Annotated in this window: 28 protein-coding genes and 1 tRNA gene; 16 read left to right on the forward strand and 13 right to left on the reverse strand. The window is 67.3% G+C overall.

Annotated features, from left to right (window positions below; translation table 11 throughout):
- Positions 1–28: 28 nt before the first annotated feature.
- Both FDA38_RS26795 and FDA38_RS26800 read left to right on the forward strand, forming a co-directional pair.
- On the forward strand, positions 29–970 hold the full coding sequence (locus FDA38_RS26795) for an aldo/keto reductase (RefSeq protein WP_137256905.1): 942 nt from the start codon (positions 29–31) through the stop codon (positions 968–970).
- Between the two features lie 47 nt (positions 971–1,017).
- Positions 1,018–1,203: a DUF5703 family protein gene (locus tag FDA38_RS26800; protein ID WP_130448421.1), complete on the forward strand. Its 186-nt coding sequence runs from the start codon at positions 1,018–1,020 to the stop codon at positions 1,201–1,203.
- On the opposite strand, the gene FDA38_RS26805 is transcribed toward FDA38_RS26800, so the two are convergent.
- A complete protein-coding gene (locus FDA38_RS26805; RefSeq protein WP_137256906.1) occupies positions 1,178–2,272 on the reverse strand; it encodes a LuxR C-terminal-related transcriptional regulator in 1,095 nt (364 codons plus the stop codon). The genes FDA38_RS26800 and FDA38_RS26805 overlap by 26 nt on opposite strands.
- Before the next feature lie 2 nt (positions 2,273–2,274).
- Entirely contained in the window at positions 2,275–2,691 is a 417-nt protein-coding gene (locus tag FDA38_RS26810; RefSeq protein ID WP_137256907.1) for an ester cyclase, read from the reverse strand.
- Between the two features lie 95 nt (positions 2,692–2,786).
- On the opposite strand from FDA38_RS26810, the gene FDA38_RS26815 reads away from it, so the two are divergent.
- Genes FDA38_RS26815 through FDA38_RS26825 form a run of 3 tightly spaced genes read left to right on the forward strand, consistent with a single transcriptional unit; the run spans position 2,787 to position 4,853 of the window.
- Entirely contained in the window at positions 2,787–3,251 is a 465-nt protein-coding gene (locus FDA38_RS26815; protein WP_233714959.1) for a MarR family winged helix-turn-helix transcriptional regulator, read from the forward strand.
- Positions 3,248–4,075: an ABC transporter ATP-binding protein gene (locus tag FDA38_RS26820; protein WP_137256909.1), complete on the forward strand. Its 828-nt coding sequence runs from the start codon at positions 3,248–3,250 to the stop codon at positions 4,073–4,075. Before FDA38_RS26815 ends, FDA38_RS26820 begins: the two co-directional genes overlap by 4 nt.
- Positions 4,035–4,853, forward strand: a complete 819-nt coding sequence (locus tag FDA38_RS26825) for an ABC transporter permease (RefSeq protein ID WP_137256910.1) — start codon at positions 4,035–4,037, stop codon at positions 4,851–4,853. Before FDA38_RS26820 ends, FDA38_RS26825 begins: the two co-directional genes overlap by 41 nt.
- On the opposite strand, the gene FDA38_RS26830 is transcribed toward FDA38_RS26825, so the two are convergent.
- Both FDA38_RS26830 and FDA38_RS26835 read right to left on the reverse strand, forming a co-directional pair.
- On the reverse strand, positions 4,850–5,590 hold the full coding sequence (locus tag FDA38_RS26830) for a GNAT family N-acetyltransferase (RefSeq protein ID WP_137256911.1): 741 nt from the start codon (positions 5,588–5,590) through the stop codon (positions 4,850–4,852). The two genes, FDA38_RS26825 and FDA38_RS26830, sit on opposite strands and share 4 nt — an antisense overlap.
- On the reverse strand, positions 5,550–6,758 hold the full coding sequence (locus FDA38_RS26835) for an MFS transporter (protein WP_137256912.1): 1,209 nt from the start codon (positions 6,756–6,758) through the stop codon (positions 5,550–5,552). The genes FDA38_RS26830 and FDA38_RS26835 overlap by 41 nt, the downstream gene beginning before the upstream one ends.
- Before the next feature lie 73 nt (positions 6,759–6,831).
- Here FDA38_RS26835 and FDA38_RS26840 point away from each other — a divergent pair, with 73 nt between their 5' ends.
- The 3 genes from FDA38_RS26840 to FDA38_RS26850 are packed head-to-tail and all read left to right on the forward strand — an operon-like array spanning position 6,832 to position 10,800.
- Positions 6,832–7,692 carry a LysR family transcriptional regulator gene (locus FDA38_RS26840; protein ID WP_137256913.1) on the forward strand — a complete coding sequence of 287 codons (861 nt, stop codon included), beginning with the start codon at positions 6,832–6,834 and terminating at the stop codon, positions 7,690–7,692.
- Positions 7,693–7,734: 42 nt separating this feature from the next.
- The gene (locus FDA38_RS26845) at positions 7,735–8,349 is read left to right on the forward strand and encodes a lysoplasmalogenase (RefSeq protein ID WP_137256914.1); all 615 of its coding nucleotides are present in this window, start codon (positions 7,735–7,737) and stop codon (positions 8,347–8,349) included.
- A 48-nt stretch (positions 8,350–8,397) separates the two neighbouring features.
- On the forward strand, positions 8,398–10,800 hold the full coding sequence (locus FDA38_RS26850; RefSeq protein WP_137256915.1) for a glycosyl hydrolase: 2,403 nt from the start codon (positions 8,398–8,400) through the stop codon (positions 10,798–10,800).
- On the opposite strand, the gene FDA38_RS26855 is transcribed toward FDA38_RS26850, so the two are convergent.
- The 6 genes from FDA38_RS26855 to FDA38_RS26880 all read right to left on the reverse strand — a co-directional run bounded on the left by FDA38_RS26855 (position 10,797) and on the right by FDA38_RS26880 (position 14,688).
- Positions 10,797–11,102 (reverse strand): chorismate mutase, encoded by a 306-nt coding sequence (locus tag FDA38_RS26855; RefSeq protein ID WP_137256916.1) that lies wholly within the window; start codon positions 11,100–11,102, stop codon positions 10,797–10,799. The genes FDA38_RS26850 and FDA38_RS26855 overlap by 4 nt on opposite strands.
- A gap of 31 nt (positions 11,103–11,133) precedes the next feature.
- A complete protein-coding gene (locus tag FDA38_RS26860; protein WP_137256917.1) occupies positions 11,134–12,459 on the reverse strand; it encodes a M20/M25/M40 family metallo-hydrolase in 1,326 nt (441 codons plus the stop codon).
- Positions 12,460–12,506: 47 nt separating this feature from the next.
- Positions 12,507–12,908, reverse strand: a complete 402-nt coding sequence (locus FDA38_RS26865; protein WP_137256918.1) for a Rieske (2Fe-2S) protein — start codon at positions 12,906–12,908, stop codon at positions 12,507–12,509.
- A complete protein-coding gene (locus FDA38_RS26870) occupies positions 12,905–13,444 on the reverse strand; it encodes a DUF6529 family protein (protein ID WP_137256919.1) in 540 nt (179 codons plus the stop codon). The genes FDA38_RS26865 and FDA38_RS26870 overlap by 4 nt, the downstream gene beginning before the upstream one ends.
- Entirely contained in the window at positions 13,444–14,097 is a 654-nt protein-coding gene (locus FDA38_RS26875; RefSeq protein WP_137256920.1) for a hypothetical protein, read from the reverse strand. The genes FDA38_RS26870 and FDA38_RS26875 overlap by 1 nt, the downstream gene beginning before the upstream one ends.
- Before the next feature lie 102 nt (positions 14,098–14,199).
- Complete coding sequence (locus FDA38_RS26880) at positions 14,200–14,688, reverse strand: VOC family protein (RefSeq protein ID WP_137256921.1); 489 nt, start codon at positions 14,686–14,688, stop codon at positions 14,200–14,202.
- Between the two features lie 140 nt (positions 14,689–14,828).
- Between FDA38_RS26880 and FDA38_RS26885 the strand changes: the two genes are divergently transcribed.
- Positions 14,829–14,914: transfer RNA gene (locus FDA38_RS26885), tRNA-Leu, on the forward strand.
- Here FDA38_RS26885 and FDA38_RS26890 read toward each other — a convergent pair.
- The 3 genes from FDA38_RS26890 to FDA38_RS26900 form a co-directional block, all read right to left on the reverse strand.
- The gene (locus FDA38_RS26890; RefSeq protein ID WP_202877844.1) at positions 14,896–16,656 is read right to left on the reverse strand and encodes a recombinase family protein; all 1,761 of its coding nucleotides are present in this window, start codon (positions 16,654–16,656) and stop codon (positions 14,896–14,898) included. The genes FDA38_RS26885 and FDA38_RS26890 overlap by 19 nt on opposite strands.
- Positions 16,657–16,852: 196 nt before the next feature.
- Entirely contained in the window at positions 16,853–17,410 is a 558-nt protein-coding gene (locus FDA38_RS26895; protein ID WP_137256923.1) for a GNAT family N-acetyltransferase, read from the reverse strand.
- On the reverse strand, positions 17,407–18,366 hold the full coding sequence (locus FDA38_RS26900) for a hypothetical protein (protein ID WP_202877845.1): 960 nt from the start codon (positions 18,364–18,366) through the stop codon (positions 17,407–17,409). The genes FDA38_RS26895 and FDA38_RS26900 overlap by 4 nt, the downstream gene beginning before the upstream one ends.
- Positions 18,367–18,807: 441 nt before the next feature.
- Between FDA38_RS26900 and FDA38_RS26905 the strand changes: the two genes are divergently transcribed.
- The 7 genes from FDA38_RS26905 to FDA38_RS43460 all read left to right on the forward strand — a co-directional run bounded on the left by FDA38_RS26905 (position 18,808) and on the right by FDA38_RS43460 (position 23,800).
- On the forward strand, positions 18,808–19,083 hold the full coding sequence (locus tag FDA38_RS26905) for a hypothetical protein (protein WP_137256924.1): 276 nt from the start codon (positions 18,808–18,810) through the stop codon (positions 19,081–19,083).
- Positions 19,084–19,333: 250 nt separating this feature from the next.
- The gene (gene tgmA / locus FDA38_RS26910) at positions 19,334–19,564 is read left to right on the forward strand and encodes a putative ATP-grasp-modified RiPP (RefSeq protein WP_137256925.1); all 231 of its coding nucleotides are present in this window, start codon (positions 19,334–19,336) and stop codon (positions 19,562–19,564) included.
- Positions 19,565–19,566: 2 nt separating this feature from the next.
- The gene (gene tgmB / locus FDA38_RS26915; RefSeq protein WP_137256926.1) at positions 19,567–20,526 is read left to right on the forward strand and encodes an ATP-grasp ribosomal peptide maturase; all 960 of its coding nucleotides are present in this window, start codon (positions 19,567–19,569) and stop codon (positions 20,524–20,526) included.
- A complete protein-coding gene (locus FDA38_RS26920) occupies positions 20,519–21,655 on the forward strand; it encodes a methyltransferase domain-containing protein (RefSeq protein ID WP_170989880.1) in 1,137 nt (378 codons plus the stop codon). Before tgmB ends, FDA38_RS26920 begins: the two co-directional genes overlap by 8 nt.
- An 821-nt stretch (positions 21,656–22,476) precedes the next feature.
- Positions 22,477–22,887: a hypothetical protein gene (locus FDA38_RS26925; RefSeq protein ID WP_137256928.1), complete on the forward strand. Its 411-nt coding sequence runs from the start codon at positions 22,477–22,479 to the stop codon at positions 22,885–22,887.
- A 250-nt stretch (positions 22,888–23,137) separates the two neighbouring features.
- Positions 23,138–23,659 carry a phosphoribosylamine--glycine ligase gene (locus tag FDA38_RS26930; RefSeq protein WP_137256929.1) on the forward strand — a complete coding sequence of 174 codons (522 nt, stop codon included), beginning with the start codon at positions 23,138–23,140 and terminating at the stop codon, positions 23,657–23,659.
- A 9-nt stretch (positions 23,660–23,668) separates the two neighbouring features.
- Positions 23,669–23,800, forward strand: a complete 132-nt coding sequence (locus tag FDA38_RS43460; RefSeq protein ID WP_267901768.1) for a hypothetical protein — start codon at positions 23,669–23,671, stop codon at positions 23,798–23,800.
- The last annotated feature ends 152 nt before the right edge of the window (positions 23,801–23,952 follow it).

A 23,952-nucleotide genomic window follows, 5' to 3' on the forward strand; every position in this document is an offset into this window, starting at 1 on the left:
TGTCGGTGGCCCGCAATAGGCTCGGGTCATGCAGCAGCGCTATCTCGGTCACAGTGGACTGGCGGTGAGCAGGCTAGGCCTGGGCACGATGTCGTGGGGCCGGGACACCGACGAGCATGAGGCGCGCGAGCAGCTGGCGGCGTTCGTCTCCGCGGGCGGGACGCTGATCGACACGGCCGCGGCGTACGGCGACGGTGACAGCGAGCTGCTGATCGGGTCGCTGCTCGGCGACGTGGTCGACCGTGACGACCTGGTGATCGCGACCAAGGCCGGGTTCAGCGTCCGCCGGGGCGAGCGGATCACCGACACCTCCCGCGGCGCCCTGCTGCGCGATCTGGAGGGCTCGCTGCGTCGGATGAACGTCGACCACATCGACCTCTGGCAGCTGCACACCTGGTCCGACGACGTCCCGCTGGAGGAGACGCTCTCCGCGCTCGATCACGCGGTCAGCTCCGGCAAGGTGCGGTACGTCGGGATCTCGAACTACGCGGGCTGGAAGTCCGCCCGGGCCGTCACCTGGCAGCAGGCGTGGCCGGGCCGCGCGGTCCCGGTGTCGAACCAGGTGGAGTACTCGCTGCTCGCCCGGGACGCCGAGGTGGACGCGCTCCGCGCCGCCGCCGGGCTCGGGATCGGCGTACTGGCGTGGTCCCCGCTCGGCCGCGGCGTGTTGACCGGGAAGTACCGCACGGGCATCCCGGCGGACTCGCGGGCGGCGTCTCAGCATCTGTCCAGATTCGTCGACCCCTACCTCGACGCGCGGTCTTCGGGCATCGTGGAAGCGGTTGCCCGGGCAGCGGACGGGCTCGGCTGGACCCCGCTCGAGGTCGCGCTGACCTGGGTGCGGGACCGGCCCGGCGTGTCGGCGGCCATCGTCGGAGCCCGGACTGCGTTGCAATTGAAGTCGGTGCTGGGAGTAGAGGAGCTCACCCTGCCGCCCGCGATTTCGGCGGCGTTGGAGGATGTTTCTTGAGGTTGTTGTTGTTCAGGCTGCATTGTTGAATGTGGCAGGAGGTGCGGATGGCCGAATACGAGCTGCAGCAGTTCGAGGTGTCCAGGACGGAGTCCCGCGGTGCGGTGCGCAGGTTGCTCACCGAGCACGCGGAGTACGGCGGGTGGGAGCTGGCCCGTCTGCGCCGCTATCCCGACGGCACCCGCCGCGTCTGGCTCCGCCGCCGCATCATCCGTGTGATGCGGACCCTCTGAGCCACGCACTCACCAGTTCCCGTCGGCTCCCGACGCCGACCTTGTCGAACGACGCCCGCACGTGCTCCTGCACGGTGTGGGGTGACAGACACAACCGCTCGACGATCTGCCGCGTGGAGTAGCCGCGCAACAGCAACTCGGTGACCCGCTGCTGAGCCGGCGTGAGCCCGTGCAGATCGAGCAGCAAGGACCCCAGCTGAGCCGGTGACACCGGCTCCATCACCACCACGATCTGCCCGTCGTCCCCCAGCCGCGAGGCCTGCAGCGCCAACCACTCCCCACCGCGAGTCCTCACCTTCACCCGCGCGGTCACCCCGCCGAGCTGCATCCGACCAGCCACCGACAACACAGCCACCGGCAACCGCTCCACCGCCCCCAGCTCCGAGATCCAGTACTCCGCCTCAGCCGTCAGCGAATGCATCCGCAGCATCCGGTCGAGCACCACCACTCCAGGACCGACCGCGGACCGAGGCCGCGCGGCTGACGTCAGCCCGCGTTCTGCGGCCGAGCCCTGCCCGGTGCCGAGGTCCGGCTCCGGTGCCACCTCCGCGGGGCTCCATCGGAGCCCCAGGCGGAGGCCCTCGCCCAGGTGGGGTGCGAGGCGGCGTACCAGTTGGATCTCTTGGTCGGCGAAGCCGGATTCGGCGGTTTCGCGGTGGAGGCAGAGGACGCCCCAGCAGCGGCCGTTCGACATCAGGGCGGCGCGGAGTTCGTCGCCGAGGCCGAGGGGGCGCATCACCTCGGCGTACCGCGGGCTGCTCCCCCAGTCGCCCTTCGTCGCCTGGCCCAGCGACCGGACCGGATCCCGGCCGCCGGCCAGTACGGCGAACTTGTTCACGTCGTCCTGCCCGAACTCGTTCGCGATGAACTGCTCCGTGACCGCCCCGAGCGGCTCGTCGACCATCGCCGACGTGAACAACACCGTCGCCGGATCAACCGTCGCGAAGAACGTCGCGTCGACTGACAGCACACCACGCAGCCGCCCGAGCACCTCGGACCGCAACTCATCGGCACCCAGCCCCGCATAACAACGCTGGATCAGCACCTCAAGGCGATCCCCCGCCCCCATAATCAGGATGCTACGCCGAGTTGCCGCAGGAACCCGAGGTCATCGAGCAGCCCCCAGCGTTCGACGATCAGCCCGTCCCGCAGCCGCCAGATGTTGATCCCCGGCAGGCTGACCGCCTTCCCGCTCGGCGGCACCCCCAGCACCTCACCCCGCTGCGTCCCGCCGGCCGTGAACCGCTCGACGACAACATCCCCCTCCGCGATCAGCGCGTGCGTATCGCTGTGCCAGTCCGGGAACGCGGCCCGCATCATCTTCCCCGCGTCCCGCATCCCCTCCCGGTCCGGCGTGACCCCGAACGGCGGGTCGTGGTTGATGAAGTCCTCGGCCAGGTGGGTATCCACAGCGCCGAGGTCCCCTTTGGTGAACAGTCCGTCGATGAAGTCCTTGACGACGGTTTTGTTGCTCTCTGTTGTGCTCATGCCTCGATCGTGCGCGGGCCAGGTCCGGCCAGGTACCCCGATTAGTTGGGGTTCTCCCGATGAAATATCTCTGCGACAGAGGTATTCTCGGAACCGTGACCGAGACTCTCGCCGAGGACCTGCTCGCCGCGATCGGATTGGTGCGCCGCCGCCTCCGCCGATCCGCGGGCCGACCGTTGGCGCTGAGCACGCTGACCGGCTCGCAGGCAGAGCTGATCCGGCTCGTACGGCGCAACCCGGGCATCTCCGTCGCCGAGGCGGCCGCCGAGCTCGGCCTGGTTCCGAACACCGTGTCGACCCTCGTCGGTCAGCTCACCGAGCGCGGCATGCTGCTGCGTACGTCGGACGAGAGCGACCGCCGGATCGCCCGCCTGACGCTGACCGAGCCGGCCCGCGAGCAGGTCGAGGCCTGGCGCGACCGCCGCGCCGCGCTCGTCAACGAAGCCCTCGACGGACTCGGACCCGCCGACCGTGACGCATTGCGGGCCGCCTTGCCGATTCTCGGCGTACTCGCCGAACGGCTCACCCCATCCGAGCAGGACGTGAAGGAGCGCGTATGAGTGCGGATACCGCAGCACAGCCGGCGCCGGCCGCCGAGATCATCGGGCTGAGTCACAAGTTCGGCGACCATCTCGCGGTCGACAGCCTCGACCTGACCGTCTCCCCCGGCGAGTGCTTCGGTCTGCTCGGGCCGAACGGCGCCGGCAAGACGACGACGCTCCGGGTGCTCAACACGCTGTATCCGCCGCAGTCCGGCACGGTCCGGGTCTTCGGCCTCGACGTGCGTACGGACGCGATGTCGGTACGCCGCCTGCTCGGCTACGTCCCGCAGCAGTTGTCGATCGAAGGCGCGCTGTCCGGTCGCGAGAACGTGTCCTGGTTCGCGCGCTTGTTCGACGTACCGCGGCGTGAACGGGCGGCCCGCGTGGCCGAAGTACTCGAGATCGTTGATCTGACGGATGCAGCGGATCGACTCGCGTCGACGTACTCCGGCGGCATGGTACGGCGGCTCGAGCTCGCGCAGGCGCTGGTCAACCGGCCCGCGCTGCTCGTGCTCGACGAGCCGACGGTCGGGCTTGACCCGGTCGCGCGGGACTCGGTGTGGGCGCGGGTGCAGGACATGCAGGACAAGTACGGGATGACCGTGCTGCTGACCACGCACTACATGGAAGAGGCCGACGTCCTCTGCGACCGGGTTGCTCTGATGCATCTCGGCCGGCTGCGCGCCGTCGGCACACCGACCGATCTCAAGGCCGAACTGGGTCCCGAGGCGAGCCTCGAGGACGTGTTCCGGCACCACACCGGCGAAAGCCTCGCGGCTTCGGAGAAGGGAGGCCTGCGCGATGTCCGTGGCACCCGTCGCACCGCCCAGCGCATGGGTTGAGTCGAGGCCGCGAGCGGCGCTCCGGCTGCTCTCGCGGATCGGCACGTTCTGCCTGGTCGAGCTGCAGAAGCTGCGGCACGACCGGACCGAGCTCATCACCCGCGCGATCCAGCCGATCCTCTGGCTGGTGATCTTCGGCCAGACCTTCAGCCGGATCCGCGCGATCCCGACCGGCAACGTCCCGTACCTCGACTACCTCGCGCCGGGCATCATCGCCCAGTCCGCGCTGTTCGTCGCGATCTTCTACGGCATCCAGATCATCTGGGAACGCGACGCCGGCATCCTCACCAAGCTCCTCGTCACGCCCAGCCCGCGCTCCGCACTCGTTGCAGGTAAGGCGTTCGCGGCCGGCGTCCGCACCATCTCGCAGGCGATCGTCGTGATCATCGTCGCCGCGCTGCTCGGCGTCAGCCTGACCTGGAACCCGCTGAAGCTGCTCGCGGTGCTCGTGGTCGTCGTACTCGGTGCAGCGTTCTTCTCGTGCCTCTCGATGACGATCGCCGGTCTGGTACTGCGCCGCGATCGGCTGATGGGCATCGGCCAGGCAATCACGATGCCGCTGTTCTTCGCGTCCAGCGCGCTGTATCCGATCGCGATCATGCCCGGCTGGCTGAAGGTGCTGAGCCACGCCAATCCCCTGACCTACGAGGTGAGCGCACTCCGCGGTCTCCTCATCGGCCAACCGACCAACTACTGGCTCGACTTCGGCGTCCTCATCGTCGCGGCCATCGCCGGCATCTGCGCCGCCTCGGCTCTCCTCAGCCGCCTCGCGCGTTAGAGGTCGTGCTGGACCCAGACGTTCGGTTCGACGTACACGGCGTGGTTGTGGCGGACATCCACGTGGACGGGGACGAGCGCCTTGGGTACGACGACGTCGCCGGTGGTGTCGAACGGGAGGCCGGTCCAGTCGCGCCACTCGTCGAGTGTTCCGGTGATGACCATCGACCGTGGTGCGACCTGGATGATCTTGCCGCCGGCTTTGACGTGGACGCGCAGCCAGGGATCAACCGGTAGACCGTCCGGCCGCAGTTGCTCGATGTACTCCGTCATCGACTGGTGCGGGTCGGCCTTGCCGTTCGGGCGGACCGGGGCGTAGAGGGTGGTGTGGCCCTTGGCTTTCACGGCTTGGCGCATCGCGTCGAGCATCGCGTGGGACAGGCCGCGGCCCTGATGCGACGGGCGGATCAGGATCTCGAGAGCGCTCGATACGTTCGGCTCGCGGCCGTTGCGCTTGTCGGCGAAGCCCCACTGCAGGACCCGGTCCCAGCCGTCGGCCGGGAGCTTCGTGCGGTTCTCGTCCGGATAGACGAACGGGATGCTCCGGCCGTGCGCGACCGGTTCGCCGTCCTCGGTCGCGACCAGGCACTGGTCAGGGAAGTTCGCCGCGACCTGGCCCATCAGCGCGTTGCCGATCGGGTCGTTGAACATGAACTTGGGCCAGGTGTCGGCGAACTCGTACATCCGCTCGAGGTACTCAGGCCGCTCGGCCAACGTGGTGATCGCGATCCCTGGCATGTAGTGCAGTCTGACACCGCAGCAGCACGAGTCCAGCGATTAACGCCGTCAGCGTCCCAGCACCGACCAGCGTCACCTGCGCGCCGACCGTCGCGATGATCGGTCCGCCGATCAGCAACCCCGCCGAACTGCTCGCGCTGACGACCACCGCCTGCCCGCTCAGCAACGTACGTCGCTCTGCCCCGGCCGACGACCTGGTGATGATGACCGAGATGGCCGCGATACCGACCACCACGGTCACGCCGGAGAACGCGCCCGCGACGGCGACCACCGCCGGGGTCGACCACAAACCCATCGCGATCCAGCACAGTCCGCTCCAGGACCAGGCGATCGCGGCGCAGGCGACCGGCGGGATCCGGCGTACGACGGCCAGTGAGATCGCGGTCCCGATCAGCGAGCCCACGCCGTACCCCGTCATACCGGCGGCGAGGTAGATGCCCGGCCGGCCGCGTTGCTCTCCCAGCACTGACAAACCCAACGTGAACGCAAACCAGGTCACGCACCCGGTCCCACGGATCAGCCAGCCGTACAGCACCTCTGGACGACCCTTGAGGCTGCCCCGAATGGAGGGGACCTCAACTGTTCTAACAACCACTCGCTGGGCGGGCACTGTGCAGGCCAGCAGCCCGGCGCCGACGACTGCCACCGCCTCGATCCACAGCAGCCGGTTCGTGAACCCGGCCGACACCGCCAGCGCACCGACCGTCGGTCCGATCAGCATGCCGACCCGGCGAAGGCCGTCCTGCCAGGTGAGCAGCAGGACCGCGCGATCTGGACCCCACCGATCCCCCGTGTCGGCCAGCAACGCGGACCGGCCCGGATCCGCCAGCGCAGTACCGCAGCCCAGCAGCAAACCGCTGAACACCAACAACTCCGGCGTCAGCAACCCAAGTCCGGCCGCCGCCGGGACCGACGCCAACGCGATCGCGGTCACCAGCGCGACCAGGGCCAGCCGCGGCCCGGAGTCCACCCACTGCCGCGCCTTCCGCGCCCACCAAGGCGACAACAGCACAGGTATGCCGGACGCGCCGCCGACCAACCCCGTCGCCGCAACGGACCCGGTCTCCCGCAGGATCACCAACGGCAACGCGACCTGCGTGATCCGCATCGCGAAGTCCGCCGTACCGCTGCCGGCCAGCAACGCCAACGCCTCGAATCTCGCCTTCACACCCTTGATTCTTGGCTTTCCACCACTCCGCAGGTAGCCGCTGATCGTTGACTGCTTGCCATAGGCTGAACCTATGGCCTCATTACCCTCGGTCGAGGACCTACGGCTGGTCCAGGCCGTCACCCGCACCGGCGCAGTCGGCACAGCCGCTCGCGAGCTCCGCATCTCGCAACCCTCGGCATCACAACGCCTGGCCCGCCTCGAACGCCTCTGCGGCACCAAGCTCTTCGAGCGCGATACCCGAGGCGCGCGCCCCACACCAGCCGGCGCCGAGCTCAGCCGCCGCGCCGACCACATCCTCCGCCACCTCGAGGAGGTGTACGACGCCACCCGCGCGGCTTCCGTGGGTCAGCAGCTCGTGATCGGCACGTTCGCCAGCCTCGCCCCGATCCTGTTCCCGGTCCTTGACTCGGACCTGCCCGACCTCGAGATCCAGCAGCAGGTCGACCACGGCCAGTTCCTGGTCGAACGCGTCGCCGAAGGCACGATGGACGCCGCGTTCATCGCGATCGCCGAGCAGATGACCCTCCCCCGCGGCGCCGTCGCCCGCCGCGTCGGTCGCGACGACCTCGTCCTGTTCATCCCGCCCGGAGCCCGACCACCGGGCCGCGGCCGTCAGCCGCTGAACGACCGCCCGATCGTGTTCTCCACCTATGATCGCGGCACCGAGGAGATCCACGCCCGCCTCGCCGCCCTCGGCGCAATCCCCCGCCGCGGCGTCACGCTCAGCACGACGGTCGCCATCGCCCGCCGCCGCTCTCACCTGGCCCTGGTCCCGCGCAGCGCCCTCGCCGCGGAACTCCGCCCCGGCGAACACCTCGCCGCCTCCCCCTTCACCTACCGCCTCACCCTCTCCATCGTCACCACGCCAACCCCGCCGCGCGCCCTGATCAAACACCTCCCCCAATTGCGCGCGACATTGAACTTGTCGTGAACACCGGTGAGTCGCCGGCCAGGAGCAGGCAGACTCGGACGCATGAACCTGGGGCGGTTGGCGCGCGGGCGACGGGTGTTGGCGGGGTTCTGGGGTGCGACGGTCGTGCAGGTCGCGGCTGTTGCCCTCGACGTCAACATCCTCAAACAGGCCAGCAAGGCGACGCTGATGCCGTTGCTCTGGCAGTGGTCGCGCACGCAGGACGCGCCGCCGCTGATCCAGGCGGCGCTGCTCGCGTCGGCCGCCGGTGATCTGCTGCTGGAGACCGATGCGCAGCTCGCCGGAATGGCGGCGTTCGCGGCGGCACATGCGTGCTACCTCGCGGTGTTCCTCGCCAATCCGGCGCAGCGGTCGTGGCGGGTGCTCGCGGCGTTCGCGGCGTTGTGGGCTGCCTTGATCGCGGTGCTGTCTCCCGGGCTCGGTGGCCAGCGGGTGCCGGTGGCGGCGTACGCGTTGTTGCTCACGGCAACTGCGGTCGCGTCGCGCTGGCACAACTCGCGGAGCGGTCTCGGCGGGGCGCTGTTCCTGGTCTCGGATGCGTTGATCGCGCTGCGGATGTCCGGGCGGGACTTCCCGGGACGCGGCGCGCTGACGATGTCGACGTACGCCGTCGGGCAGTACCTGCTGACGTCAGGCGTGAGCAAATCTGACCGGTAGTGGTCATCGTCGTTGACCGCGGGTCGCCTCCGCTGTGGGGTGAAGGGTATGGCGACCGTCGACGACGTACGACGACAGTTCCGGAACCCGCCGCCCGAGGGGCGGCCGATGATGCGCTGGTGGTGGTTCGGTCCGTCGGCCACGCGGGACGAGCTGGACCGGGAGCTGCACGCGATGGCAGCGGCCGGACTCGGCGGGGTCGAGGTCGCGTTCGTCTATCCGATGGGTCCGGTGACGGCACCGTTCGGTTCGCCCGAGCTGCTCGAGCTGGTCGGGCATGCGGCTCGGACGGCGCACTCGTTGGGGCTGCGGTTCGACGTGACGCTGGGCAGCGGCTGGTCGTACGGCGGCGGCCACATCGGGCCCGAGCACGCCGCGCGGCAGCTGCGCTGGGATCGGCGCGGGATCGGCGGCGCGGCGTACGACGTACCTGTGGTCGAGGCCTGGCCGGGAGATGAGTTCGTCGCAGCCTTCGTGGGCGACGGGTCGTCGTACGTCGAGGTGCCGGTGCGCGACGGGATCATCCACGTCCCGGCCGGTGGTCAGCCGCGTGAGGTGCTGATCGCCACGTCGCGGGTCACCGGGCAGCAGGTGAAGCGGACGGCTGCGGGCGCCGAGGGGCACACGCTCGACCATTACTCGGCGACCGCGGCCTCGGAGCACATTCGCCGCGTCGCGGAGCCGTTGCTGCAGGCGGCGACGCCTGAGCTGCTCGGGTCGGTGTTCTGCGACAGCCTCGAGGTGTACGGCGCGGACTGGACGCCGGGGATCTTCGACGAGTTCGCCAAGCGCCGGGGGTACGAGCTGCGGCCGCGGCTGTACGAGCTGCTCGTCGACACCGATGAGTCGCGGCAACTGCGGATCGACTTCGGGCGGACGTTGTCGGAGCTGTACGAGGACAACTTCCTGAAGGTGTTCCAGCAGTGGGCGGCCGGGTACGGCGTACCGTTCCGCATCCAGAGCTACGGCGAGCCGCCGGCGACGATGAGCAGCTACCGGTTCGCGGACATCTTCGAAGGCGAGGGCTGGGGGTGGACGCGGATCCCGGAGACACGGTGGGCGTCGTCGGCTGCCAACATCTACGGCCGGTCGGTGGTGTCGGCGGAGGTGTGGACCTGGGTGCACTCGCCGTCGTTCCGCGCGACGCCGCTCGATCTCCAGGGCGAGGCGCACGAGCATTTCCTGTCCGGCGTCAACCAGCTCATCGGCCACGGCTGGCCGTACTCACCGTCCAACGGCCCCGGCCTCGGCTGGATCTTCTACGCGGCCGGCGCCCTCGACGACCGCAACCCATGGTGGCCGCTGGCAACGGATCTGTTCGCGTCCCTCCACCGCCTGTCCTGGCTCCTCCAGCAAGGTACGCCGGTCCGCCCGGTCAAGATCTACATCCCGGCCTCCGACGCGTACGCCGAGACGGGCCTGAGCGAGCCGAACAACCTGTACCGCGTCGCCCGCCGACTGATCCCGGAAAGCATCCCCCGCACGATCCGCGAGGCGGGACTCGACTACGACCTGATCGATGACGACGCCGTCTCGGTCGTCGATCCCGCCGACGTCCCGCTGGTCGTCGTACCGGACGGAACCACCACGCCCGCGGAGACCACGCGCTGGCTCGACGCGGTCCGCGCGGCTGGCGGCACGGTCGTCACCGACATCGCCACGCTCGCCGAGCACCTCCCGCCGGCGCCATTCACCCCGCAGCAGGACGTCGGCGTGGTCCACCGCCGCCTCGACGACGGCGACATCTACTTCGTCGCCAACACCGGCCCCGAAGCCCGAACCCTCACCTTCGACGAGCCGATGGAACGCTGGACCTCGAACGACGTCACCCGCTCCCTCACCCTGCATCCCTACGAGTCAGCGGTCCTCACCAAGACGACCACCTCTGCAACAGCCGAGCCGTCCGATGTTGTCGAAGCAGCTCTGGGCGAATGGTCGGTTGCCTTTGACAACAACATCCGTCCGGTCACCATCCCCCACCGCTGGGAAGACACCCCGGAACTCGCGACCTACTCCGGCTCCGCGACCTACCAGACCGACCTTCACTTACCAGACACCGACGGCCGACTCTTCCTCGACCTCGGCCCCGGCACACCGGTCGACGCCGACAGTGAGCCCTACCTCCCACCCAACTCCTACCGCGCCCTGATCACCCCGCCGGTAGGCGTTGCCGCCGAGATCTACCTCAACGACACCCGCTGCGGCACCGTCTGGGCCCCGCCGTACCGCGTCGACATCACCGACGCCGCGCGACCGGGTGCCAACGATCTACGCATCGTCGTACACAACACGGCCGCCAACGCGTTGTCCGCCGACCAGCACCTTCTCAGGGCAGCGGAAGACGTCACCGCGGAGTTCGGTCACCGCTTCGACCTCCAGCACATCGAGCACGCGGCCGACTACCTCAACTCCGGGCTGCTCGCCGTACCGACGATCACTCAGACCGGCTAGTCCGCGGCGCGGGTCTCGGCGAGGCGTTCGTGGTGGTGGATGACCTCGGCGATGACGAAGGCGAGGAACTTCTCGGCGAAGACCGGGTCGAGACCGGACTCGGCCGCGAGCGCGCGGAGCCGGGCGACCTGAGCCTGTTCGCGGGACTTGTCGGCCGGCGGCATTCCGGTGCTGGCCTTGAGGGCACCGACCTGCTGGGTGCACTTGAAGCGCTCGGCCAGCAGGTGGATCAGCGCGGCGTCGATGTTGTCGATGCTGCTGCGGAGCCGGGCGAGCTCGTCGTTGGCGTTGTCTGCGATCACGTTCCTAGCTTCTCAGGCCGCCGGCGCGAGCTCAGGCCTGGTCCAGGAACCGGTCCAGCACCCGCGAGCCGAACTCGAGAGCCGACGTCGGGACCCGCTCGTCGATGCCGTGGAACATGCCCATGAAGTCCAGGTCCGGCGGCAGCTGCAGCGGTACGAAACCGAAGCACCGCACCCCGAGCCGGCTCCACGACTTCGCGTCCGTACCACCCGACATCAGCAGCGGCGCGGTCCGGCTCTGCGGGTCCTCGGCCGCCAGGCACGCCTTCATCGCCTCGACCAGCCCGCCGCTGAACTCGGTCTCCAACGCGATGTCCTGTACGACGGTCTCGCGCTGCACCTTGTCGCCGAGCAGCTCGTCGATCGTCGCGAAGAACTCGTCCTCGTACCCGGGCAGGAACCGTCCGTCGATGTGCGCCTCGGCGTCGCCGGGGATCACGTTCACCTTGTAACCGGCGTTCAGCATCGTCGGGTTCGAGGTGTTGCGGATCGTCGCGCCGAACATCCGGCTGAAGCTGCCCAGCTTCGCCAGCGTCGCCGTCATGTCATCGGGGTCCAGCTCGGTCCCGAGCACGTCCTCGAGCGTCTTCAGGAACTCCCGCACCGTCGGCGTGACCCGCAGCGGCCACTCGTGCCCGCCGATCCGGGTCACCGCCTCGACCAGGTTGGTGACGGCGTTGTCGTTGTTCACCATCGACCCGTGGCCCGCCGTACCCCGGGCCTTGAGCCGCATCCAGTTCATACCCTTCTCGGCCGTCTCGATCAGGTACAGGCGCAGGTCGTCCTTGACCGTGATCGAGAAGCCGCCGACCTCGCCGATGCCCTCAGTGCAGTCGGCGACGGTGTCCGGGTGGTTGTTGATCAGCCACTGCGCGCCGTACACACCGCCGGCTTCTTCATCGGCGGTGAACACAAGGCGGACCGGCCGCCGCGGCTTCACGCCCGCGCGCTGACGAGCCCGGACGACCGACAGCACCATCGCGTCGAAGTCCTTCATGTCGACCGCGCCGCGACCCCACACGCAGCCGTCGAAGATCTCGCCGGAGAACGGGTCGACCTTCCAGTCCTTCGGGTCCGCCGGTACGACGTCCAGGTGCCCGTGCACGAGCAACGGGTCCGCATTCTGGTCCTCGCCGTCCCAGTGGGCGACCAGTGTCGCGCGCCCCGGCTCCGACTCGTAGATCGTCGACTCGATGCCGACCTCGTCCAGCTTCGAGGCGACGTACTCGGCCGCGACCCGCTCCCCGTTGCTCTTGCCGTTCCCGTAGTTCGTGGTGTCGATCCGGATCAGTTCACTGCAGAGCTCCACCACCTCGGCATCGGGCGTGTACGACGTACGGTCGCTGGAGGTCGTCATGCCGACCATCCTCTCTCACCGCCCCGGTGATGGCATCCCGAGGTCGGTCAGACCAGCGTGATCGAGTCCCCGGAGACGGTGATCTGTTTCGGCGGGAGCGGTCGCGGCGCGGGCCCGGCGACGACCGAGCCGTCCTTCACGGAGTACTTGCTGCCGTGGCAGGGGCAGTCGATGGTGCCGTTGGCAACAGTCGTGACCTGGCAGCCCTGGTGCGTGCAGGTCGAGCTGAACGCCTTGAACGTGCCTTTGACCGGTTGCGTGACGACGACCTGGTTCTGGTCGAAGATCTTCCCTTCGCCGACCGGGATCTCGTCGGTCTTCCCGAGTACGGCGTTCGCGGGTGCCGTCTGCGATGGTGGGTTCTTCGGTTCGCCGTACTTCGAGCAGCCGGCGGCGGTCGCTCCGATCGCGACGGCCAGGACCGTCCGGCGGCCAGGTTGCTGTGTCATCGGATCACTCCGAACGTTGTGAAGAACCAGAGCGACGAGGTCAGCCACAGGCCGACCAGCGCCGTGAACACGGCCCCGCCGACGACGGGCAGGAGCCATTTGGGGGCGTCGGTTCGGCTGAGGGTCAGCATCTTCGCGACGAACGCGCCGTAGAAGAAGCAGCCCAGCAGGGAGTGGATCAGGATGCGCGGTTCGCCGTACTCGAAGCCGAGTGCGTAGAGACAGTGCGCGACCACCGGGAGGGTGAACGCCACGGCGATGCGGCCGGACCAGCGGTGCAGCGGCGCGACCCACGGGCGGGTGGGCAGGCGGCCGTAGAGCGACATGGCCGAGATCAGCTGCACGATCCCGAAGAGGAGAGCGACGGTCGCGAGCCAGGTCTTCACCGATTGGAAGCTGGAGAAGCCGGCCAGGTTGATCGCGACGCCGGCCGGGTCGTGGAGGCGGCCGTAGACACCGAGCGCTACGGCGACGGCAGTGCCGACCGCGAGCGGTACCGCGATCCTGGTCGCGTGTTGGACCTGTGCGGTGCTCATCAGAACGCCTCATCTCCGCTGACTGCTTGGGCTGTCACGGGTACGCCGTTCACCGTCGCGGCACGGGTGGTGGTGTCGAGGGGCGGGGCGGGGGCCGGCGTACCGTCGTTGTCGACGCCGACCTGCTTGCCGTCGGGCAGGACGATCCAGCCGATGGTGCTGGTGGAGTTCCGTGCGCGGTACAGGCCGGCGGGTGGGCCGGCTTTCGCGATCGCGAACCGCAGCGTGCGACCACTGAGCGTGAAGGCGCCGCTGGCGGTGTTGCCGGCGACGGCGGCGGTCAGGCGCTCGCCGGTCTTGGAACGCAGTACGAGCCGACCGTTGCGGTAGGTGCCGGTCAGCCAGGCTTCGAGGCTCCGGCCGTCACAGACGTACGCCGCGGCTCGCTCGCCCTTCGTCGCGATCGCCAGCGAGGCCTCGCGTTCGTTGGTCCGGCCCGCGTAGACCGCGGGTGGTTTGGCCGGCGCTGTCGTGGCAGGCTTGCTCGGCGTCTGCGGGGTCGCGGAGGGGGTGACTGTTCCCACCGGCGTCACTGTTGGTGCCGGGTTGCTCGCCTGGGTTGGATTGCCGGTCTGGGTGCTGTTGACCACCATGAACGCGACCAGCCCGACGGCCGTCGCCGCCAACGTCACCAACGGACTTCGCTGCCCCATCGCCGCCCCACCACCCCAAGACCCAGCCCGACGCCGGTCTCACCCCGAGACGAGGATCCCGCCGACCCATCGCCTGGTCAACGGCTCAGCGGCTCAGCCGGTTCAGAGGACCTTCAGCCCGTACATCTCCCCGAGCGGATCCGAGATCAGTTCGATCCGCGCCCCGTCGGGGTCGCGGAAGTAGATCGACGTACCGCTCTCCTCCTGGAACTCGACGCCGTGCGCGGTCAGGCTCTCCTTGAGCTGCCCCCAGCGCTCCGGCTCGACCGAGATCGCCATGTGGTGCAGCCCGCCCAGCACCTCGGCGTACGGCCCGAGATCCAGCCCCGGGAAGTCGAAGAACGCCAGCAGGTTCCCGTTCCCGATGTCGAAGAAGAAGTGCGTCGAGCCCTCGTAGTCCCGGTTCCCGACCATCTCGGTCAGCGGGAACCCGAGCACGTCCTGGTAGAACTTGACGGTCCGCTCGACGTCCGCACACAACAACGCGGTGTGATGCAACCCACGCGCCGAACTGACCCCACCCGGCTTCAGATAAGCACTCCGGATCCGGTCCCGCTCAGCCTCGATCGCACCCAGCTCGATCTCCGTCATCCCACCCCACCCTTCTCCTTGAACCCGAAACTACCCCGCCCCCAACACTCCGTCACCACCCCCACCCGCCCGATGTGAATTCCACCCCTGGAGTTTGCTACTGTTCTCCGGTCAGCACCGCACCCCGGTGCAGACCACTCGTCCGGGTGGCGGAATAGGCAGACGCGCTAGCTTGAGGTGCTAGTGCCCTTTACGGGGCGTGGGGGTTCAAGTCCCCCCTCGGACACGCATGCTAACCACACGCGGGGTTGGACTGATGGAGACATCAGCCACCCGCGTTTTGTGGTTATAGGACACTTCCAGCGCCAAGGCGCCGTACAGCTCGGCCAGATCCGCTCGACCGGCCTGATCCAGCACCGTCTTCATTGCGCCCAGCTCTTCAACCATGCCGCGGATGTCAGCAGGACTCAGACGCTCGGCAGGCTCAAGCGCCTCAAGGCCGGCCAGAGCAGCCTTCTTCTCGGCCACGGCCGCGTTGTACTGGTTCGTCAGGGTCTCGGGATCCCAACCAGCCTCCAAAGCCCGTTGCAGTCTGTTCATGTTCGCTTCCGCCGCAGCGATCCGTTCCCGGAAGACTCGCTCGGTCGCCTCCGCAGGATCCTCGACGTCCTGGGCGCCGACGAGGACTGCAACAGTCTCATCAAGATTGTCGGGGCTGAAGAGACCTGCGATCCATTCATTCACGCCGCGGGAGAGTTGATCCTCGCGGACGTAGACGGTCGGCGGATGGCCTAAGGCTGCGCTCGATCCCGGGACCAGCGTCCTCGCGGCACACCTGTAGAACACCCCATGCTTGCGCCGAGCGCCCTCCATCTTGCGCCCGCACGTCTCACAGCAAATCGCTCCTCTGAAGAGGTACGCCGACTTCGGCCCGACCCGCGTCCGGGGCTGGGACGCCCGGGCCGCCATATCCGCACCTCGACGAGCACGGATCTCCAACTGAACCCGCGTGAAGACGTCGACGGACACGATCGCGGGGTGCGCCGGCTCGCGCGACCGTACGATCTTCGACTGCGGCGAACGCCGGAACCGCACAACATGTCCCGCCGCGACATCGTCGGGATCCAGCAACTCCTCGACCTTCCGCCACCGGCCGTAGATAGCGAACCCCGTGTACCGCGGATTCTCGAGGATCGCCTTCACGGTGCTGTGCTGCCAGCCATCGCCCCTCCGATGCCGGTTCTGCTGAGGAGTATGGGCAGACGGGCAGGGAACACCTTCGCGGTTGAGCGTCTCGGCGACTGATTTCAGCCCCAACCCACCGAGATAGAGCTCAAAGATTCGCTCGACAACTGCCGCCGCCTCCTCGTCGACAGCCAGCGCCCGAAGCCGATAACCCTCCTGAGCCTTCCGCGGATTCGGATGGGGGCCTGCGTCAACGACCACATATCCGTACGGCGCTCGACCGCCTTGGTACCGCCCGTCCATCACGACCTGCGCCGCCATCGCGGCCCGAACCCGGCGCTGTACATGTTGCCGTTCCGACTTCGACAAGCCGCCCGTGATCGTCATCGCCATGTCGTGCACCGTGTTCTCGGGATCGAACCGCCCACCGAGACTCGGGATCCACAGCGCGACGCCGTACCGATGGAACTTCGGCCAGGTCAAGCTGAACTGATTGCTGTACCAGCAACGGGTCGCCTCGCCCACGACCAGCCCATCCCAGCCACGCTGCGGGTTCTTCAACTCCTGCAGCAACCTGCCGGCCTCACCGCGACGCTCCCACGGCAACGACCGAGACTGCCCGATGTCGAAGAACTGCTCCACGATCTCGCCGCCGAGCGGCTCAACGAAGCGACTTGCCTCCCCCATCTGCCACGCCAGCGAGGTCCGCGGATCCTGGTTGTCTTCAGTCGAGCAACGTCCATAGAAGGCCAACCGTCCGATCCCGACCTGACTAGTCGGACAGGCTGCCAGTGCCTCGAGACCAAGCAGTTCGTCCAGCGTCGCCCACTCGTCGCCGCTCAAGATGCCCTCCTGCGCTTCGACCGGGCCAGTCGGAGAACGATCCGGCGCAACACACGAGCAGCTTGCGGATACAGCACCGGGGACCTGCCCGGCAGGCTCACCCGAATCTGCGGATCCTCACCCACACCGTCCACATCTGGCTTCTCCATGCCTGCTCAACGCATGAGCTACACACAGTAGTCAATGCTTCTCAACGCTACTCAACGCCTCCGGCCGCAGGCTGAGTCCGGCGGAGCATGGCGGTCAAAACCGGGCCGTCCACCGACGGCTGCTGCGTGCTGATCGGCTCGTAACCCCACGACTCGTACAGCGCCTTGACCTTCCCGTCGCCGTTGAGCGCGTTGACGAGCAACGAGACCTGCTCCTCGGGGCGATCGCGGAGAAGTTCGTCGTGGATCAGTAGGGCGATCCCCTGACCTCGCCACGGCTTGCGCAGCATGATCTCTTTCAACGCGACGGTCGACGTTTCGGTGCATCCGTCGGGAAGCGGCGTGGTCATCCGGCGCCACCAGCGGTCGTCGGGTGTGAGCGTGTTCGCGTACGCAAACCCCACGGGCTCGTCCGCGTCGTAGCCGATGACAACTTCCCATCCGGGATCGGATGCGTGCCGCGCAAGCTGTTCGCCGAATCGCTCGACCGAGTAGTGCGGCAGATGCAGTTGATCAGCGCGCACGTCGGCGTACACCTCGATCATCGTGCTCCACACGTCGTCGATCACGGTGGAATGGCGCAACGCAATACCGTCAGGGGTCACAGAAGCGTCCTCAATGAGTCGTGTGCGTATTGATCCCAGGCGGTTGCCGGGTCGCTCGATGGTGCAGCGATCTGCAGTGTGCTGCTGAAGTCTCGAAGCATCGAGTTGATGCGTGGATGCAGGCCGGTCGGCTCGAGCGGGATCGTCATCGCGGTCGCGACTGCTTCCTCGAGGTCGCCTTGGCCGAGCTGTGCCTTGGCGAGCCGCGCGGTGGTTATCGATCGCGTACGCCGCATACCGGGCCGCAGAAGAGCGAGGCTTCGATGTGCGTGGCCCTCGGCCACCTCGTAGTCGCCGAGCGCCAAGTAGCCTGCCAGCGCGAGATTCTCCAACTCTGCCTGGTCGTAGAAGGCGTTCAGCCAGAGCGGCCGATCATCGCTGGGCTCGGATCTGGCCAAGGCGTCTTCGGCATGGCCAACGGCCTGACGTACGGCGCGCTGGTCGCCGGTCTGCCCCAGGATCGCGGCATGTCTCGCGTGGCCGAGCGACGCGAACATCGGATCTCGCCTCGCAATCGGCAACCGACGCGCGACGTCATTGGCAGCCAACGCGTCGACCGGCCTGGCCATGTGGCGGTAAAGGCTGCCGGCGTGGGACCAGATCCTGAACTGGATCGCCGGATCACCTGACATCGTGGCCAGGCCTGCTGCGCGATCGAAGTGTCGTTGCGCGGTATCGAATCGCCGACCGTCGATGGCAGCCCACATCGCACTTGACGTGAATGAGGCTGCGCAGCCATAAAGCGCGCTACGGATGCGCTGACTCGCAGTCCCCCGCGCCTGCAGTGCAAGAGCTTCACCGGCTAGCGCGGACGCCTGGGTCTCGATGGTGAGCTTTCCGCCGTACTGATGATCGCTCGCGACGATCAACGCGAATTTGGAGAGCAGCCGCTCGACATCACCAGCACCGACTCGGGACTGGACAGCGCGCTGCGTCGACGCCCCAGCAGCGACCATGACTGTCGCCGCGGACGTACCGATGAACCGCCGCCGCGGGACAGGCCCCGGCTCGGCCGGAGCGACGAAGCCGAGATCCGTGATCGGACAACCGAAGACTGCGGAGAGCGCATCGCGCTGGCGGTGATGTGGCCACCGTGTCTTCCCAGTCAACCAGTTCCGCACCGTTCGATCGCTGACGGTGCCCCCGTAGCCCGCGCGCCGAAGATCAGCGTTGACCGCCTCAGCCAACTCGGCCTGGGTCAGGCCGACCTCCGCCATACGCGCCTTCAGGGCCTGGTTTCCCTCCACAGCCCAACGATATGTACGGCGAGTCACCGGCCGACAGCGTTCCGCCCGGAAATTTCCGGTTCACGTTCAGCGACAGGTAGCACCTTCTTCCTTACGTTCCGCAGTCGAGCGTCCTTTGATGGGGATCAAGGACCTCGAAGGGGAACTCCAATGGAAGTCGATGCACAGCTCGACTCGTCGACCAGCCACACCGCGGACCCACGCCGGTTCGTACTCCGCCGCGCGATTGATGTCAGCGGAGTCAGCGGCACCGGGGACGTCGCAGAGGGCGTCGAGTGGTCGGACGGAACCGTCGCGCTGCGATGGCGCGGCAAGTGGGCCACCACGGTCGTTTGGGACTACGGCCTCGACGCCCTGCTCGCAGTACACGGCCACAACGGCTCCACCGTCGTGCGGTGGCTCGACGCCGGCCGGCCTGAGGGATGACTGAGCAGGAACTCTGGCGCGTGCAGCTGTGGCTGGACGAGTACTTGATCGAGGAGCACATCGCCCCGACAGCACTCGCAGCGCAGTACGCGCACGTCATCAACCTTCGAATCCACGGCCTACCGGGCCGGCACCTGCGATGTCAGCGAGTCGTTGCCGTCGCACCCCAAAAGCCGGCCGGCGCGGGACGAGATAGCGAGTCCGTCCTGGGCCGGCCGCTCCAAACCATCACCAGAAATGGAGATCCATCATGAGCAACGAGATCAGCGCAGTTCCGTTCGGTGTCCGTCACCTCGCGTCGGGGCCAGATATGGCGCCGATGGAGCTGCCGATGACCTACAGCGCCAACCTTCAGCTGAACGTGTCCGCGACCGGCAACCCTTACCACGCCATCGCCGCAGCTCTGCCGGAAACGAACACCGAGACGCCGATCCCCGACGGCCAGCGCCCCGGATCGGACAATTCGACTGACAATTACTGACGATGGGCACCGTCTTGGTGCTGACCGGCCGTGACGACCTCACCGCCGACGCCGTCATCGACGAACTGACCAGACGGAATGCGCCGGTCGTCCGCTACGACACATCCGACTTCCCTCAGTCGTCCCAGATAGCCGCCACCCTCGGAGCGCACGGCTGGGAGGGGCAACTGACCGCTCATCGGTCGGTCGACCTCGAGGCCATCAGCGCCGTGTGGTGGCGACGGCCCGCCGAGTTCAGTGTGCCGAGCCGCTGGCCGGACGAGGCACGAGCGTTCGCAGTATCCGAGGCGCGCGTCGGAGTCCTCGGCGTCCTGGGATCGCTTCCGGTGCGATGGATCAATCATCCGGCCAAGGACTCGGCCGCCAACTACAAACCGGTTCAGCTCGCTGTGGCAGCCCGCGCCGGCCTCGACGTACCGCGGACGATCATCACATCGGATCCCGACTACGCCCGTGAGTTCATCGGCACCGACGAGGTCATCTACAAGGGCCTCAGTGGTGGTGTACTCACCGCGGAACGGCGTCATCGCTACCTGCCGACCACAGTGCTCCACGCCGACCAGATCGACACGAGCGTCACCGGCACCGCACATCTGTTCCAAGAACGCGTGCCCAAGCACTGCGAAGTACGCCTGACTGTGATGGGGAACCGGATGTTCCCCGTCGCGATCCACGCCGGAAGCGAGGCTGCCAGACTGGACTGGAGAACGGACTATCCCTCCCTCACCTACGGTCCGATCGAGCTCCCGGTTGATGTCGAGAAGGGCGTCCGGCTGCTGATGGACGAACTAGGCCTGTACTTCGGAGCACTCGACTTCGCCGTGACCCCAGACGGCCGCTGGGTGTTCTTCGAAGTGAACCCGAACGGCCAATGGCACTGGCTCGCGGTCAAGGCCGGCGTACCGATCATCGAGGCAATGGCCGATGCCCTCCAAGAAAAGGACGATTGTCTCCGTGACTGACTGGACCGAAGCCGCTCGCAAGCTCGCCGACGAGGTAACCCCGGCCGGACCGGAGTGGCACGACTCGGTCAGCTCCACACCTCGGCACCAACTGGTGCCGAGGTGGTGGGAGCCGATCCCCGACAGCTACCCATTCGCCTGGGGACTCCGATCGCCACAGCCGGACCAACCATGGGCCGAGGTCTACGCCGACGAGACGCTGGTGACCCGCGTCGGCTCACTCCACGCAGACGGTGCCGACCTCTCCGATCGTCCGATGGGTCTCCCGACGTCGTCCTCGACCCTGCCCGGCTTGATCGTGCGTATGCTCCACCTACTCGACCCGCACGAGCACGACCGCGTGCTCGACGTCGGCACCGGCTCCGGCTACTCCGCCGCCCTCCTCGCACATCTGCTCGACGACAAACAGGTCACCAGCATCGACGTAGACCCCTACCTCGTCGACATCGCCCGCGAGCGCCTCGCCAACTTCGGCCGAACACCACACCTCGAGGTCGCCGACGCCACCGGCTCGCTACCCGACACCGACTACGACCGGATCATCGCAACCGTCTCCGTCCGCCCCATCCCACCCACCTGGCTCGAGGCTCTCCGCCCCGGCGGCAAGATCGTCACCACCATCACCGGCACCTCACTCCTCATCGACGCCGAGAAACACACTGATGGCATCACCCGCGGACACGTCCAACCAGACCCAGCCACCTTCATGCGCACCCGCCACGAAACCGACTACCCAGCCCGCCTAGACCACGTCTTCAACGCCGCCCGCGACCAACCAGGCGACGAGACCCGCCAACTAGCAGGCCCACTACCCGACCTCTGGGACGACTGGCAGCTGCGTTGCCTGTACGAACTCGACACCCCGGACATCGAGAACCGCTCCGCGACCCGCGACGACGGCAGCCAACTCCTGTGGCTCCTAGCAGACGACGGCTCCTGGGCACGCGCCGACAGCGAAACCAAGACCATCCATCAAACTGGTCCACGCCGCCTGTGGGACGACCTAGAACGCGTCCAAGCCCAATGGACAGCCGCCGCCAACTTCCCACTCCACAACCTGACCGTCGAACTCGGCCCGGATCGCAACGTCCTCATCGGCCCGGACGACAACTGGACCATCAACCTCTGACCAGTCGGAGACCACCGAGATGCACGATCATGCAACTCCGCCTCCGGACCAACCCGACCAACGACAGGAGCCAGATTCCGAGCTGTCCTGGAAGATGGTGTAGATCTCTTTACCCTGGCGGCCATCCCGATTGGGACAGGCTTATCTGCCTCCTGACCTGCAGTTTCATCCTTCGTCGATGATCAACCGTGACCAGTGCTTGTCAGCGTCTCACGGAGCTGTGACGGAGCAGGAATTTGCCTGCAGCAACATTTCGAGTCTACGAGAGGCTTACGCACAGGGACGAACCGTCGGCTCTGGCAGCAGTCTGACCAGGCAGTCCGCAGTCTCAGACCGACTGCTCAGATCGCCGCCGAGACCAATCCGCCGGCCTCGAAGAGTTGGTGCAGAACGCCGGGGTCATCGAGGTACCCGACAGCCCAACCCAACCGCCCCATGGATCGACAGTGGGACCGGTCGGGCTGGGAGCCGGGCACCGTCTGGGAACGGCACGCCGACTCGGAGCAGCAGTCATGAACGGATGCAACACCCAGCCACCAAACAGCGATGACCGAAGCGAGGGGGACTATGCGAGCAATTGCAACCGTCGCCGCGGTCGCTGCCGTTTGGCTGCTGTCCGGCTGCGGTAACCATCAGGCCGAAGCTCCGGCATCAAGTCCGGCGTTCACGATCACCGGACGATCACGCTGAGCGCAGCCATCTCGACCGACACCAGCACGGTCACACAGATCGGCAATCCTTGCACTCCAGATGCTGGCTACGAGGACATCGCGAACGGCGCACAGGTCACGACGAGGAACGGAACGGGCGAGGTCCTGGCAATGGGTACCGTGCGCGCGGCCAGGGTCTCGGAGCTGCTCGTCAATCCGAATGATGAGGGTGCGCCGTGGCCCTATCGATGCACGCTCCCGTTCACAGTCACCGGAGTACCTGGAGGCGAAGAGTTCTACTCCATCGAGGTATCCGCGCGTGGCGAGGTGAGGTACACCCGAGACAAACTGAGCGAGCCGGTGCTCCTGTCATTGGGAGACGCCAAGCCGACCGAGTACCCGACTGCTACGCCGGTCAAGACCGTTGCACCATCCACCGATCCGGCCGTCATCGCAGAATGCGTCGCTGCGCTGAAGGCCAGCTCCAGCGCATCGGGAGACCGACCTGCGGCTTGCGCCACGCTCAACGAGGACGAGTACGCTGACGCGGTCATCGCCTACACCGACGGGCTGACGTCTTGATGGGCTAGCCACTACTGAAATCAGCGCAACAGGAACGAGTAGGAGAGCCTGATGCGCCTGTCCGGTTTGCGAACCGTCGAGAACTGAGCGGCCCTCGCAGATGCCTCCGGCGAACTGCTTGACCTCGGGCAGGGAGCGCGGCTTCACCTAGCCGGGGAGGTGAGCGCTTTGCTGTGCCTATCGATCGGAACCAGCTGCCACACCGATGCGTCGAACCCGCACCATTGCGCTGCGCAGTAGAAGGAACATCATGGACGTCGTAACGCTCATCATCGCGATCTTGGGCTTCGTGATCGCCCTCGTCTCGTGCGTCTGGCAGATCGCGACCTGGTTCTGGTCGACGGCGCGGCCACGGGCGACGATGATGCACGGCATCATCGTCGGGCCGGGGACAGGGACAGCGATGGTCGGCCCGATCGGCAAGAACGGTGCTCCGTTCCCCGTCAAGCAGATGCGACGTCAGGGCTACAACGGTCCGGAGATCATCGGCATCGAGGTGGTGAACCACGGCCGGGCGCCGATGACCGTGACGAAGTTTGGACTAAAACACGAGTCTGGCGTCGGCTTCGTGCCGATCGGCGAGGCCATCGGTCCCACGTTCCCCCACCGGATCGAAGCGGGCGCCTCGCAGAGCTGGTTTGCCCCCATAGAGATGATCCGCGAAGGGGTCAGCGCCGCATCGGACGTGTGGAAGACAGGCCGTGCGGTCTCCATCGAGGCGACGCTGGCCACAGGCAAGACAATCAAGACACGGCAGAGCATGCAGATCTGAGGGGCGGCGTTGCAGGAACTCAGGCCATCAGAATTTCCGGAAGCGAAGGCAGTCACGGTCCTCGAGATCGGTACGAACGAGAACGCCGAGCGGGTTGAGGACATCGTCCGCGAGGGCCGCGATGCGCCGCTGCAGGAGTGAGATCGAACGCGCTAGCCCCGAGCCTGATGCTGACCGTCCGGCTTCAGCTCTGGCAGTCAGCACTGATCGGCTCATTCGTCGCGCAGCACCGTCGCCGGTCTCGGCGAGGTGACGGGTCTGTCTGTCAGGTCGAGCGACACGGCCGCGCAGGC

Source organism: Kribbella jiaozuonensis, from assembly GCF_005233875.1.
In the GTDB taxonomy this organism is placed as follows: domain Bacteria; phylum Actinomycetota; class Actinomycetes; order Propionibacteriales; family Kribbellaceae; genus Kribbella; species Kribbella jiaozuonensis.